The organism is Peribacillus simplex (assembly GCF_900156045.1).
GTDB classification, from domain to species: domain Bacteria; phylum Bacillota; class Bacilli; order Bacillales; family DSM-1321; genus Peribacillus; species Peribacillus simplex_D.
The window spans coordinates 1-12,568 of the sequence record NZ_FTMX01000008.1 but is presented as its reverse complement, the minus strand read 5'-3'; the positions used below and the strand labels follow the sequence as shown (position 1 = coordinate 12,568).

Annotated in this window: 13 protein-coding genes and 1 pseudogene; 13 read left to right on the top strand and 1 reads right to left on the bottom strand. The window is 41.5% G+C overall.

Annotation, left to right across the window (positions count from 1 at the left end):
• The first annotated feature begins 1 nt into the window (after position 1).
• From BW986_RS23200 to BW986_RS23150, 11 genes and pseudogenes are all read left to right on the top strand, one after another.
• Positions 2-1,351, top strand: coding sequence for an acetyl-CoA carboxylase biotin carboxylase subunit (locus tag BW986_RS23200; protein WP_076371239.1), 1,350 nt, complete (start codon positions 2-4; stop codon positions 1,349-1,351).
• 38 nt (positions 1,352-1,389) lie between these two features.
• Positions 1,390-1,602 (top strand): acetyl-CoA carboxylase biotin carboxyl carrier protein subunit, encoded by a 213-nt coding sequence (locus tag BW986_RS23195; RefSeq protein WP_076371237.1) that lies wholly within the window; start codon positions 1,390-1,392, stop codon positions 1,600-1,602.
• Between the two features lie 17 nt (positions 1,603-1,619).
• Positions 1,620-2,519, top strand: a complete 900-nt coding sequence (locus tag BW986_RS23190; protein ID WP_076371235.1) for a hydroxymethylglutaryl-CoA lyase — start codon at positions 1,620-1,622, stop codon at positions 2,517-2,519.
• Between the two features lie 19 nt (positions 2,520-2,538).
• On the top strand, positions 2,539-3,321 hold the full coding sequence (locus tag BW986_RS23185) for an enoyl-CoA hydratase (RefSeq protein ID WP_076371233.1): 783 nt from the start codon (positions 2,539-2,541) through the stop codon (positions 3,319-3,321).
• A 23-nt stretch (positions 3,322-3,344) separates the two neighbouring features.
• Positions 3,345-4,874: an acyl-CoA carboxylase subunit beta gene (locus BW986_RS23180; protein WP_179086151.1), complete on the top strand. Its 1,530-nt coding sequence runs from the start codon at positions 3,345-3,347 to the stop codon at positions 4,872-4,874.
• Positions 4,875-5,065: 191 nt separating this feature from the next.
• Complete coding sequence (locus tag BW986_RS23175; RefSeq protein ID WP_076371229.1) at positions 5,066-5,830, top strand: NUDIX domain-containing protein; 765 nt, start codon at positions 5,066-5,068, stop codon at positions 5,828-5,830.
• Positions 5,831-5,846: 16 nt separating this feature from the next.
• Complete coding sequence (locus BW986_RS23170) at positions 5,847-6,398, top strand: cysteine hydrolase family protein (RefSeq protein ID WP_076371227.1); 552 nt, start codon at positions 5,847-5,849, stop codon at positions 6,396-6,398.
• Between the two features lie 57 nt (positions 6,399-6,455).
• Entirely contained in the window at positions 6,456-7,925 is a 1,470-nt protein-coding gene (locus BW986_RS23165) for a nicotinate phosphoribosyltransferase (RefSeq protein ID WP_076371225.1), read from the top strand.
• A 34-nt stretch (positions 7,926-7,959) separates the two neighbouring features.
• Positions 7,960-8,790, top strand: a complete 831-nt coding sequence (gene nadE / locus BW986_RS23160) for an NAD(+) synthase (RefSeq protein ID WP_076371223.1) — start codon at positions 7,960-7,962, stop codon at positions 8,788-8,790.
• Positions 8,791-8,903: 113 nt separating this feature from the next.
• Positions 8,904-9,928: pseudogene (locus BW986_RS23155) on the top strand (serine hydrolase domain-containing protein).
• Positions 9,929-10,287: 359 nt separating this feature from the next.
• Positions 10,288-10,581, top strand: coding sequence for a hypothetical protein (locus BW986_RS23150; RefSeq protein WP_076371221.1), 294 nt, complete (start codon positions 10,288-10,290; stop codon positions 10,579-10,581).
• A gap of 152 nt (positions 10,582-10,733) precedes the next feature.
• Here the strand turns inward: BW986_RS23150 and BW986_RS23145 are convergent, their stop codons facing one another.
• Positions 10,734-11,138: a hypothetical protein gene (locus BW986_RS23145; RefSeq protein ID WP_076371219.1), complete on the bottom strand. Its 405-nt coding sequence runs from the start codon at positions 11,136-11,138 to the stop codon at positions 10,734-10,736.
• A gap of 386 nt (positions 11,139-11,524) precedes the next feature.
• Between BW986_RS23145 and BW986_RS23140 the strand changes: the two genes are divergently transcribed.
• Together BW986_RS23140 and BW986_RS23135 are read left to right on the top strand one after the other, a co-directional pair.
• The gene (locus BW986_RS23140) at positions 11,525-11,773 is read left to right on the top strand and encodes a hypothetical protein (protein ID WP_076371217.1); all 249 of its coding nucleotides are present in this window, start codon (positions 11,525-11,527) and stop codon (positions 11,771-11,773) included.
• Between the two features lie 237 nt (positions 11,774-12,010).
• Positions 12,011-12,439, top strand: coding sequence for a YwqH-like family protein (locus tag BW986_RS23135; protein WP_076371215.1), 429 nt, complete (start codon positions 12,011-12,013; stop codon positions 12,437-12,439).
• Positions 12,440-12,568 lie beyond the last annotated feature (129 nt).

The window sequence follows — 12,568 nt, the reverse complement described above, 5'->3', positions numbered from 1 at the left end:
AATGATTCGAAAAATTCTTATCGCAAACAGGGGAGAAATAGCATCACGCATTATTCGTACATGCAGGAAGTTGGGAATACTTACTGTCGCTGTCCATTCGGAAGCAGATGCGGATTCGCCATTTGTGGGATTGGCGGATGAGGCATATTTATTGGGTGGCCCGAGAGTACAGGAAAGCTATTTAAACGTCAATAAGATTTTGGAAATAGCCAAGAAAACGGGAGTGGAAGCCATTCATCCAGGATACGGATTTCTTAGTGAAAATGCAGATTTCGCACGTTCATGCGAAGAAGCCGGCTTGATATTCATTGGTCCAAAACCAGAAATCATCCAGCAGATGGGCAATAAAGTCGAGGCCCGGAAAAAGATGGAACAAGCGGGACTTCCATTGGTGCCTGGATTTTCACGTCCGTTAATTGATAGTGCAGAAGCGGCAGCCGTTGCCGAAAAGATCGGCTATCCAGTCATGTTAAAAGCAGCAGCAGGCGGCGGGGGAATCGGCATGCAGGCCGTTGCTAATGAAGATGAACTGACCAAGGCCTTCGAAGGGAATCAAAAACGTGCCCAATTGTTTTTTGGCAATGGAGATATGTTCATAGAAAAATTGATAGAGAAGCCTCGGCATATCGAAATTCAGGTATTGGCGGATTCCTTTGGGAATGCTGTTTACTTATGGGAAAGGGAATGCTCCGTTCAAAGGCGCCACCAGAAGGTCGTGGAAGAGGCTCCCTCTTCTTTCCTTGATGAAGAAACAAGAAACAGGATGGGAATGGCTGCTGTGAAAGCGGTAAAATCCATCGGTTATAGCAATGCGGGAACTCTCGAATTTTTAGTTGATGGTGATAAAAACTTTTATTTCCTGGAAATGAATACACGTCTTCAGGTTGAGCATCCTGTCACCGAAGAAATTACGGGGCTGGATTTAGTCGAACAGCAAATTAAAATTGCATCGGGCAACAAATTGGAATTCACTCAAAGTGAGATTAAACAGGATGGACACTCCATTGAAGTGCGTATATACGCTGAAGACCCGAAAACGTTTTATCCAGCACCGGGGAGAATCACCAGCATGGAACTTCCGGAAGGTGAAGGAATCCGTCATGAATTGGCGGTTCATGGAACTTCCGTCGTATCCCATTTTTATGATCCGATGATCGCCAAATTGGTAGTGAGCGGCGATTCAAGGGATAAAGCGATCAAGAGATTAAGAGAAGCGCTGGCAAACTATAAAATAGAAGGAATAAAAACAAACCTTCCTTTGCTTATGGAAATAATTTCTCATGAAGCTTTTTCCCAAGGAGATACAACTACGGATTTCATTGCGAAATATATTAAAAAATTGACTGTATAACCCATATTTTAAAACAAAATGATCAGGAGGAATGTAAGATGGCAGAATTAAAGGCAAGCATGGCAGGAAGCGTTTGGAAAATCGTAGCGAATGAGGGGCAAAGTGTAACAGACGGACAGGACATCATTATCTTGGAATCGATGAAAATGGAAATCCCCATTGCAGCCGAAGAAGCTGGCACCATCAAAGAACTTAAAGTTAATGAGGGGGATTTCGTAAATGAGGGCGACATTTTGGCCGTCATTGAATAAAAGGACGGAGGGGTAAGATGAATTGGCCTGAAAAAGTGACAATTAAGGAAGTGGGTCCGCGTGACGGGCTGCAAAATGAAAAGGTCATGATACCTGCACAAAGCAAAATGGATTGGATCGATCAGCTCTCTGATACGGGATTATCTTATATAGAAGTGACTTCTTTTGTCCATCCAAAGTGGATTCCCCAATTAAGTGATGCCGCCCTTGTGGCTAAGGGAATAAAGCGCAAACCCGGTATCACTTATGCGGCCCTTGTACCCAATCAAAGGGGACTGGAGTCGGCTCTTGAAGCTAATATCGATGAAATTTCCGTGTTCATGTCATCCAGTGAAACGCATAATCTTAAAAATATTAATAAATCGATCTCCGATACCTTTCCAATAATGAAGGATGTCATCGGGACAGCAGCAAATAGCGGGAAAACGGTCAGGGGCTATATTTCAACCGTTTTCGGCTGTCCTTATGAAGGGGAGATTTCGTCCGAACAGGTTTTCCGTGTTTGTGATCAACTGTTTGAGTATGGAATCGATGAGGTCTCATTGGGTGATACCATTGGGGTCGCATCTCCAAGACAAGTTGCCTTGTTCCTTGAACAGGCAGTAAAAAGATATGATACAAGCCGGATTGCCCTCCATTTTCATGATACAAGGGGTATGGCACTCGCAAATGTCCTTGAATCACTGAATTATGGTGTTGACACATTTGACTCTTCGCTCGGAGGTTTAGGAGGATGCCCGTATGCACCAGGTGCGAGCGGAAATGTGGCAACGGATGACCTGATCCATATGCTACATAAAATGGGAATTAAAACGGGAATCAATCCAGAAAAACTAATGAAGGCTGCGGCCATGATGCAAAGCTTTTTGGAGAAACCATTGCCTAGCCATCAGATGGCTGTTTATAACGCACAATAAGAGAAATTGAGGTGAATTTATGACTTCATTAGTTGAGATCAGTCATGAAGAAAAGGGAATTGCCCTCGTGACTTTGAACCGGCCGGATGCTGCTAATGCTTTATCCACAGAATTGCTTCATTGCTTAGTCGAAGGGCTGTATGAATTGAAAAAAGATTCCAATTTACGAACGGTCATTATAACGGGAGCAGGTGATAAGGCGTTTTGTGCAGGTGCAGACCTTAAGGAACGAGCAGGTATGAATGATGATAAAGTCAGGGAGACAGTCAAGTTGATTGGAGACACGATTACGGCTGTCGAAAATCTTCCAGTTCCAGTCATTGCCGCGATTAACGGTTCGGCTTTTGGCGGCGGGCTGGAGTTGGCACTCGCTTGTGACATACGCATCGCATCGGAAACGGCTAAGGTTGGACTGACAGAAACGTCATTAGGCATCATCCCAGGCGCCGGCGGTACACAAAGACTGCCGCGGATAGTCGGAATGCCGACAGCGAAAGAACTGATTTATACGGCAAGGAGATTGGATGCAAAAACGGCACAGGCCTTGAAAATCATCAGTCATGTATATTCACCCCAGCATTTACTTGAGGAAGCGAAAAAATTGGCTGGGGAAATTGCGGTCAATGCCCCATTAGCACTCAGAGCTGCAAAAGCGGCGATCAATCAAGGGGCTGAGACTAATTTGAAAACAGGATTGCAAATTGAAAAAGACTGCTATCAGAAAACTTTAAAAACCCGGGACCGACTGGAGGGTCTGTCAGCATTCAAGGAAAAACGCAAACCGGTTTTTAAGGGCCAATGATTTCAATTGAAGGAGGAACAGGGATGGTAACGACGGATAAACTAACCGAAACGGTTGAAACGATTAAAAAAGGCGGTTTAGAAAAATATCATCAAAAAAACGCTGAAAAAGGAAAGCTTTTCGTGCGTGAACGGCTAGAGCTGCTTTTCGATGAAGGGGTTGAAATAGAGGACGCTTTCTTTGCTAATTGTGCCAGTGATGGATTACCTGCTGATGGTGTAGTTACAGGCATCGGGAAAATCAATGGTCAGAGGGTCTGTGTCATGGCCAATGATTCGACTGTAAAAGCTGGTTCCTGGGGAGCAAGGACCGTCGAGAAAATCATTCGCATTCAGGAAACAGCTGAAAAGTTGCAGTTGCCCCTTCTTTATTTAGTCGATTCTGCCGGGGCACGAATTACAGATCAAGTAGAAATGTTTCCAGGGCGCCGCGGAGCAGGACGAATCTTTTACAACCAAGTGAAGTTATCAGGAAAAGTACCGCAAATTTGTCTATTGTTCGGTCCGTCTGCCGCAGGCGGGGCATATATCCCTGCTTTTTGTGATATTGTAGTAATGGTTGATGGCAATGCATCCATGTATTTAGGTTCACCGAGAATGGCAGAAATGGTCATTGGCGAAAAGGTAACCGAAGAGGAAATGGGCGGGGCGAAAATGCATTGTTCTGTGTCTGGATGCGGGGATGTGCTTGTAAAGTCGGAGGAAGAATCCATCGCGTTTGCACGCAGATACTTAAGCTATTTTCCAGGAAATTATCAAGAAAGACCTAAAAGCGTAAGACCTGAGCTGCCTGCGGATTTCGAAAAAACTTTGGAAGAACTGATTCCCAAAAATCAGAATGCACCCTTCAATATGTATGACTTGATCGATAGGGTTATAGACAGGCAATCGTTTTGTGAAATCAAGAAACTATTTGCACCCGAATTAATTACTGGGCTTGCCAGGCTTAATGGACAAACGATAGGGATCATAGCCAATCAGCCGCGTGTCAAGGGCGGCGTCCTGTTCCATGATTCAGCTGATAAGGCAGCCAAGTTCATCAATTTATGTGATGCTTTCCATATTCCGCTGTTGTTCCTGGTGGATATTCCAGGATTCATGATTGGGACGAAGGTCGAACAGGCAGGGATCATTCGCCATGGTGCAAAAATGATTTCGGCCATGAGTGAAGCCACCGTTCCCAAGATTTCTGTCATTGTCCGTAAGGCTTATGGTGCAGGACTATACGCGATGGCTGGTCCCGCTTTTGAACCTGACTGCGTTCTTGCCTTACCGACGGCATTGATTGCGGTCATGGGGGCAGAGGCTGCGGTCAACGCAGTCTATGCCAACAAAATAAATGCGATGGAACCAGAAGAGCGCCCAGCATTCATCGAACAGAAGCGCAATGAATATAATGAAGATATCGATATCTACCGCTTAGCCTCCGAAATGATTGTTGATGGCATCATCCAACCAAATGACCTGCGTGATGAATTAAGTGCCAGGTTTGAAGCTTATAGCAGTAAGCAATTGACATTTACCGATCGTAAACATGGAGTCTATCCCGTTTAAAGAATTCAATAAACAAGCCTGGTCATCATGACCAGGCTATTTATCATGTATGAAAATAAATGATTTTTTAAATAATTAGAAAATTATCTGATTTAGAGTTGCTAAATTACACAAGGAAGAGTACTATAATTAGTAATTAATGATTTACTAATTACTCAATCCCATACTTAGTAAAGAAAGTGAGAGTTGCCATGGATCAGCAGGAAAAAAAGAAATATATTACTCCAGATGGATATACAGCAGATATTGCAATCTTTACGATTACTACAAAGAAAACGGCAGAGAAAGCCCCGCCTGAAATGTTTTTGAAATTATTATTAATCAAACGTGCCACAAAAGATAAGGAAGGAAGCCCGAATGTTGAAGGAGATAAATGGGCTTTACCTGGAGGTTTTGTCAATGCTGGCGAGACTGCTTATGAAGCAGCCAAAAGAGAATTGAAAGAAGAAACGGGCGTAGCTGGATTCCATGTCAAGCATTTCGGGGTTTATGACCGGCCAGGACGTGATCCCAGGGGTTGGATCATATCCAATGCTTTTTATGCAATTGTTCAGGAAGAGTTTCTTCATCAAAGAAAAGCGAATGACGATGCAGCCGAGGTTGAATTGTTCACGATCCAGGAAGCCTTACAATTAGATCTTGCATTCGATCATTATACAATTATAAACGATGCGATGAATTTAATGAAAAAAGAAATGGTGCAAACGACGATAGCCCAAAAATTCCTGCCGGATGAATTTACACTTTCTGAATTGCAACGGGTTTTGCTGACAGCCAGAGATGATGCAAAAATAAGCGCAGACTCACTTTTTTATGCAAAAGCCCCGAAACTCCCGTTTTTGGAGAAAGTCTTGGATGAAAAGGGAATGCAGAAGAAAACGAAACGTAATTCGTATCGGCCTTCACAGCTTTACCGATTTAATGCAGAGGTTGTCATGGACTCTATTTACTACTGAGGGGGGGAATTGCGCAATGGGAAAAAAGGCATTGATCAATATAGATTATACGTATGACTTCGTGGCAGACGGGGGGGCATTGACCTGCGGGAAGCCAGGCCAGGATATCGAGAAGGCTCTTGTCAGTATAACCAAGGATTTTATCGAACAAGGTGAATACACGGTATTCGCGATTGATTTACATGAAGAAGGAGACCGCTTACATCCCGAATCGAATTTGTTTCCACCGCATAATATTAGCGGTACAATGGGTAGAAACCTATACGGGGCGTTAAAAGAGGAATATGAAACAAATAAAAATCAAAAGAATGTTCATTATATAGATAAAACACGTTATTCGGCCTTTGCAGGAACGGACCTTGATATCCGCCTGCGGGAACGTCACATTACCGATGTATATTTAGTCGGGGTTTGTACAGATATCTGTATTTTGCATACGGCAATCGACGCTTATAATCTAGGCTATAAAATCTTTGTATATGAAAATGCAGTGGCCTCGTTCAATGATGCCGGTCACCATTGGGCGCTTGGACATTTTAAAGGATCTCTTGGAGCAACCATTCTATAACATTAACGTAACAGAATAGAAGGGAAGCGAAGGCTTCTCTTTTGGGAGGAACTATCCATGGAAAAAAAGTACAACGACGACAGTTACGCATTACACACTGATCTATACCAAATCAACATGGCCCAAACTTATTGGCAGGACAAAACACATAATCGAAAGGCAGTTTTCGAAATATTTTTCAGAAAGCTTCCATTTAACAGCGGATATGCGATTTTTGCGGGACTTGAAAAAATTGTCCAATACCTTCAAAACTTTTCCTTCTCGGAAAGTGATATCGACTATTTAAAAAATGATCTGCACTATGATGAAGAATTTTTGAATTATTTGCGGAACATCCGTTTCACGGGAGCGATTCGCTGCATGAAAGAGGGAGAGCTCGTCTTCGGCAATGAACCGATTTTACGGGTGGAGGCACCGCTCGGTGAGGCTCAACTCATCGAAACTGCGTTGCTAAACATTGTGAACTATCACACACTCGTAGCAACAAAAGCTTCGCGCATCAAACAGGTCATCGGTGAAGAATCTGCCCTCGAATTCGGTTCAAGGCGGGCGCAAGAAATGGATGCTGCAATTTGGGGAGCGAGGGCGGCCTATATTGCTGGCTTTGATTCCACCAGTAATGTACGTGCTGGAAAGCTGTTCGGCATTCCTGTTTCAGGGACCCATGCACATTCCATGATCCAAGCTTATAAAGATGAATATACTGCTTTTCACAAATACGCTGTTTCCCATAAAGACTGTGTATTCTTGGTTGATACTTATGATACATTACGTTCTGGCATCCCGAATGCAATCCGTGTTGCCAAGGAACTGGGCGATAAAATCAATTTCATTGGCGTCCGTCTTGACAGCGGTGATTTAGCTTACTTATCAAAAGAAGCACGACGTATGCTCGATGCTGCAGGGTTCCATGATGCGAAGATTGTCGCTTCCAATGACTTGGATGAATATACGATCATCAACCTGAAACAACAAGGAGCAAGAATTGACATATGGGGCATCGGAACCAAATTGATTACGGCTTATGACCAGCCAGCGCTCGGTGCCGTTTATAAAATGGTTTCAATAGAGGGCGAAGATGGGAATATGAGAGATACCATCAAAATTTCTTCTAACCCTGAAAAGGTTACGACACCTGGCTTAAAACGAGTATATCGTATCATCAATAAAGTGAACCATCATGCTGAAGGTGATTATTTGGCGATGGAATATGAGAAGCCGCAGGAACAGGAAAAATTAAAAATGTTTCATCCTGTCCATACCTTCCTAAGTAAATTCGTCACGGATTTCGATGCGGTTGATCTGCATGTGGATATTTTCAAGGATGGGAGTTTGATTTATGAATTGCCAACCATAGATGAAATCAAGGCATTCACGCAAAAAAATCTCCAAGTATTATGGCCGGAGTACCTGCGTGCACTTAATCCTGAAGAATACCCGGTAGATCTAAGCCAGGATTGTTGGGATAATAAAATGAGGAATATAGATGAAGTAAAAGCCAATGTAGAAAGAATGCTAACGAAATGACAATCCTATTTTATTAGAAAGCGGGGCTTTGCCAATGCGTCCATTACAAAAAGAAATCGTAAAAAAATTACTTGTCCAACCAACGATCGATCCTGAAGTCGAATTCAGGAAAAGTGTTGATCTATTAAAAGGGTATATGAAGAAAAATACGTTTCTGAAAAGCTTTGTACTTGGAATATCTGGAGGGCAAGATTCAACACTGGCAGGGTATATTGCCCAAACCGCTGTCAATGAATTGAATGAAGAAACGAATGGCAACGACTACAAGTTTGTTGCTGTAAGCTTGCCATATGGAGTACAGGCTGATGAAGATGACAGGCAGCTGGCTTTAAAATTCATCAAGCCAAGCCAAACGGTTACAGTCAACATCAAGGAAGCGGTGGATGCATCAGTAAAAGCTGTGGAAGAAGCAGTTTCTGAAAAGCTATCGAATTTCTTAAGGGGAAATGTTAAAGCACGTGAGCGAATGAAGGTACAATATGATTTAGCCGGACTTTATAAAGGCGTCGTGCTTGGTACGGACCATGCAGCAGAAGCGATCACAGGTTTCTTTACGAAACATGGTGATGGCGCAGCGGATATCCTGCCATTATACCGATTGAATAAAAGGCAAGGAAAAGAAATCCTGAAGTTCGTCGGGGCTCCCGAGCGTCTTTATACGAAAATACCAACGGCCGATTTGGAAGATGACAAACCGTTGCTTCCTGATGAAGTCGCTTTAGGCGTTAGCTACGATGAAATCGATGATTACCTTGAAGGCAAGGATATCAGAACGGAAGCTGCCGAAATCATCGAAGGATGGTATACTAAAACCGAACATAAACGCAATGAAGCCATTAACGTTTATGATACTTGGTGGAAATAAGAAGCTGATAAGTTACCCCGCATCACATAGATGCGGGTTTTTTTGCAAGAACATAACGAGCACCTTGGCCAACACATCAGTATTGAAATTTTACCGGCAAAGGTGGAAACGAAATGTCGATTCTAAATATGGATTTATCCAGGATTATTGAAAAAACCAGCAAGGAAATTGAATTCTCGGGTGTAATCGGTGTGAAAGCGGGAGATGACGTGATCCATAGCTCAGCACATGGCTATTCCAATCGAGCGGATGAAATCATGAATACGACCGAAACAAAGTTCGGAATTGCTTCTGGGTGTAAACTGTTTACGGCGATAGCCATTGCCAGTTAATACAAAATGGGAAACTTAGGTTCGATTCTAAGCTTAAAGACTGTCTTCCGACCGGGTTTCCTTGTTTCAACCAAATTGTAACCATACATTACCTCTTAACACACACATCGGGCATTCCTGATTACTTTGATGAAGAAGTGATGGATGATTTTGAAGAGCTTTGGCAGAAAAATCCGATGTACCATATAAAAAGATTAAAAGATTTCCTGCCGATGTTTCAAGATGAGGTGATGATGTTCGAACCCGGGGAAAGATTTCATTACAATAATGCAGGCTATATTTTATTAGGATTGATTGTTGAGGAACTAACCGGGCTCGAATTTTCCGAATATATCGACAAGAACATCTTTCTGCCTTGTGAAATGAAAAATTCCGGTTATTTTTCCATGGACCAGCTTCCTAAAAATACTGCATTAGGGTACATTGACGAAGAAAATGGAGCATGGAGAACGAATGTTTATTCCCTTCCGATCAAAGGCGGTGCGGATGGAGGGGCGTATATTACAACATCGGATATGTTCAGATTTTGGGAAGGGTTATTTTCCAATCAATTACTGAATCAAGCATATACCAATCTTTTATTGAAGCCCCATATTGCTACGGAAGATGAAGGGGGATACTACGGATATGGTCTATGGATTCGTAAAAAAGATGACGCGATTTTCAAATATCATCTTATGGGGTATGACCCGGGTGTAAGCTTCAATTCAGCGGTATATCCGGCAAATCGATTGAAAACCGTCATTACTTCAAATGAAAGCACGGGTCCATACCATATTGCTTGCGCGATTGAAAAAGAACTATAAACAAAGGGAACCTTTCTGCTTGTGAAGGGTTCCCTTTGTTTAGTCAATGTGAGTTCATTCATGGAGAACCTGTTTTTTAAGAAAGGGACGAATTCGTATCAATTGCAATATTGGTTCCAGAACTTCTGGAATTCAAGGGAAGAAATTTTACCTGTACCCGTATTCAAGAACTAAGCTTTAATGAAGCGGCACACCAATTTTTCATTTATTGTCTTTCGGAAATCTTTTATGAGGTAGCTTTATTTAGGTTTCAAGGCTTTTTCAAACAAAGAATTTGTATATTTAAATATCTTGAAGTAGAGTATATTTAATATACTTTATTTTATCCGGTATTTTCCGATGGAGGTTCTTTTTACATTATGAAGGCAAGATATGAACTCGCGAACATGAACTTAACAGTAAGCAATGTGACTTTACGTAATGCTGCGGATAGCTATGTCCTCTTGAAAGCTGCAGATGATCAAAATAATGAAATCACGATCAAGCTTTCCCACGAACAAGCGGAATTTCTGGAAGCGGAATTAAGGGAAGTGAATCGCCGTCGCAGGGAAAATAGTCCTGATGTAACAGGAAATGACCAGGAACGCATTAATGACGACGATTCTTTTAATCTGTTTAGCATTGATTTATTCAATGAAAATGAATCGAAGTAATTCCCCGAATCAAATTTGCTTCTCTGTAACCTAGCTTTCCAATAAAGATGATGCTACAGAGAGATTATCATTCCCGCCAATGCAAAAATCCGAATTTCCAGTTATTGAAAGGCATTAGGAATGTTTTAAGCCAAGGTGACCTATCGTTACCTTTATTTTGATTGCTTGAATAAATTCTTCACCAATAGGAAAATGGATGAAAGTACAGCAAAAACCATGAAAAATACGATGAACCCCCATAGGCCTACCGCCGCATCTTGAAACTCCATATTCCCCCTGCTGGTAAGGGCTTGCTGTATTTCAATGGCAAATACTAAAACAACCATGACGGTAAAGGTATAAAGGAAAGAAAGGATCGTTATCCCAAAACGCATCCGGGAAATTAAATTAGATAAAAATAACACGAACAAAAATATGATGATACCGATGATTCCCATTATCCAAAAATGCAAATCTTTGTCCGTTGCATTTGAATTTAATGTGTCACTTACAAAGAATAGGATGAAATCGTGAAGATTATTGACGATTTCAGCTAATATCTGGATGATTTCTTTCATTTTTCACACCTCCAATCCTTAGATTATAGCAGGTTATAAATCTATATAGAAGAGGGGGGTTGCCAGACTGACCTTCGATGGAAGTAATATGAAATCATAGACATGTTAAGAGAAGTATATTCCGGGTAACGTAAAAAAACATAAGTGAATGAATTGGGAAGTCAGGACATGCAACGCCAGTTTAAATATGATTATAGTTAATAGATCAACCAAAATACATAAAAAAATAAAGTATAAGCGATTCAGGGAAAGTATGTTTGTCTATTTCCAAAGTTTTAATGCCTTTAGCGATCTTAACCATGGTTTGTTGTTTGGATCGGTTTCTTTATTATAATGCTAGTAAAAAATATCTTTACTTAATGCTTTCATGGTTGGAGGGAAAAAGAATGAGTGATGTACATAATCATGTTTTAACGGTAATTGATTTTATGAAAACCGGTCACAAAACTTGCTTTGTGAAAGTCATAGGTTTTGATGGTGAATCCGGACAGGATTTTGAAGGCGAAGTTAAGTTTGTCGGTGACTTGCCTTTTGGAGATTTGATACATCCTGAGCGGTCACATCTATCCTCGACTTGCAGGGAGTTTGTTCGGGATGATTTGTTGCACAGATACAATTTAGGGCAGTTTGAATGAAGTGGAGCAATATTTAAGAGGATCCAATGAGATGACATTCTGTTCACTTGTTTAAAATTGGTAAAATACAGGGTATATAGAATATGGTATGTAGGAACTTTTTTATGCCAATCTTCTCTTTTAACTGACAAAATAGCATATTTCTCCCTATTTAACTCTCGGACTTTAATCCTTATAATGTTAAATAGGAAAATATGACATTTAGTGTAGGATTATACTGTTTTTGAGGTGAGTTTCATGGTTTATGCAGATATTTTGAGTAATATACACTCTGCTATCTCCAGTAAAAAAGCTGATTTGAATGTGAAAATTGAACGTTTAGAAAATGCGAAGAACGATATTATAAAAGAGCAGAGCATGTGTCTGAACGAGATTAGGAAAATAAATGACCCTGAGCTAGGTGGCAGCTGGACAGGGAACCGTTCGGATCAATTTCAGGATGCCCGTCATGATGCCTATAATGTGATGTTCAGTATCATTCATGACGATTATGACGATTACCAATGGAAAATCGAGGCCATGATTACAAAGCTGAATGCCGAGAATACGCTTCTGAGCATAGCGGGGAATATAGCCCAAGAAGCCGACTCCCTTTTGAACAAAGGCGAAGAGGCATTTGAGCAGCTGGAAAGTAAAATATCCGATTTAAAAAGGCGGTTGTTTTAATGACGACAATCAAACTGAATCATCCTGCCGTAACGAAGCAAGTCGATCAGGTGAAGACGGCACTTGGTACAGTCACGCTTGGAAATTTGCCGGCAGGCGAGCTTGGCAGCAATAAATTGGAATTCACCT

What these genes read in the sequence shown, in the direction of transcription:
- BW986_RS23200 (WP_076371239.1), top strand. Translation starts at nt 2, where the DNA reads ATGATTCGAAAAATTCTTATCGCAAACAGGGGAGAAATAGCATCACGC.
- BW986_RS23195 (WP_076371237.1), top strand. Translation starts at nt 1,390, where the DNA reads ATGGCAGAATTAAAGGCAAGCATGGCAGGAAGCGTTTGGAAAATCGTA.
- BW986_RS23190 (WP_076371235.1), top strand. Translation starts at nt 1,620, where the DNA reads ATGAATTGGCCTGAAAAAGTGACAATTAAGGAAGTGGGTCCGCGTGAC.
- BW986_RS23185 (WP_076371233.1), top strand. Translation starts at nt 2,539, where the DNA reads ATGACTTCATTAGTTGAGATCAGTCATGAAGAAAAGGGAATTGCCCTC.
- BW986_RS23180 (WP_179086151.1), top strand. Translation starts at nt 3,345, where the DNA reads ATGGTAACGACGGATAAACTAACCGAAACGGTTGAAACGATTAAAAAA.
- BW986_RS23175 (WP_076371229.1), top strand. Translation starts at nt 5,066, where the DNA reads ATGGATCAGCAGGAAAAAAAGAAATATATTACTCCAGATGGATATACA.
- BW986_RS23170 (WP_076371227.1), top strand. Translation starts at nt 5,847, where the DNA reads ATGGGAAAAAAGGCATTGATCAATATAGATTATACGTATGACTTCGTG.
- BW986_RS23165 (WP_076371225.1), top strand. Translation starts at nt 6,456, where the DNA reads ATGGAAAAAAAGTACAACGACGACAGTTACGCATTACACACTGATCTA.
- nadE (WP_076371223.1), top strand. Translation starts at nt 7,960, where the DNA reads ATGCGTCCATTACAAAAAGAAATCGTAAAAAAATTACTTGTCCAACCA.
- BW986_RS23150 (WP_076371221.1), top strand. Translation starts at nt 10,288, where the DNA reads ATGAAGGCAAGATATGAACTCGCGAACATGAACTTAACAGTAAGCAAT.
- BW986_RS23145 (WP_076371219.1), bottom strand. Translation starts at nt 11,138, where the DNA reads ATGAAAGAAATCATCCAGATATTAGCTGAAATCGTCAATAATCTTCAC.
- BW986_RS23140 (WP_076371217.1), top strand. Translation starts at nt 11,525, where the DNA reads ATGAGTGATGTACATAATCATGTTTTAACGGTAATTGATTTTATGAAA.
- BW986_RS23135 (WP_076371215.1), top strand. Translation starts at nt 12,011, where the DNA reads ATGGTTTATGCAGATATTTTGAGTAATATACACTCTGCTATCTCCAGT.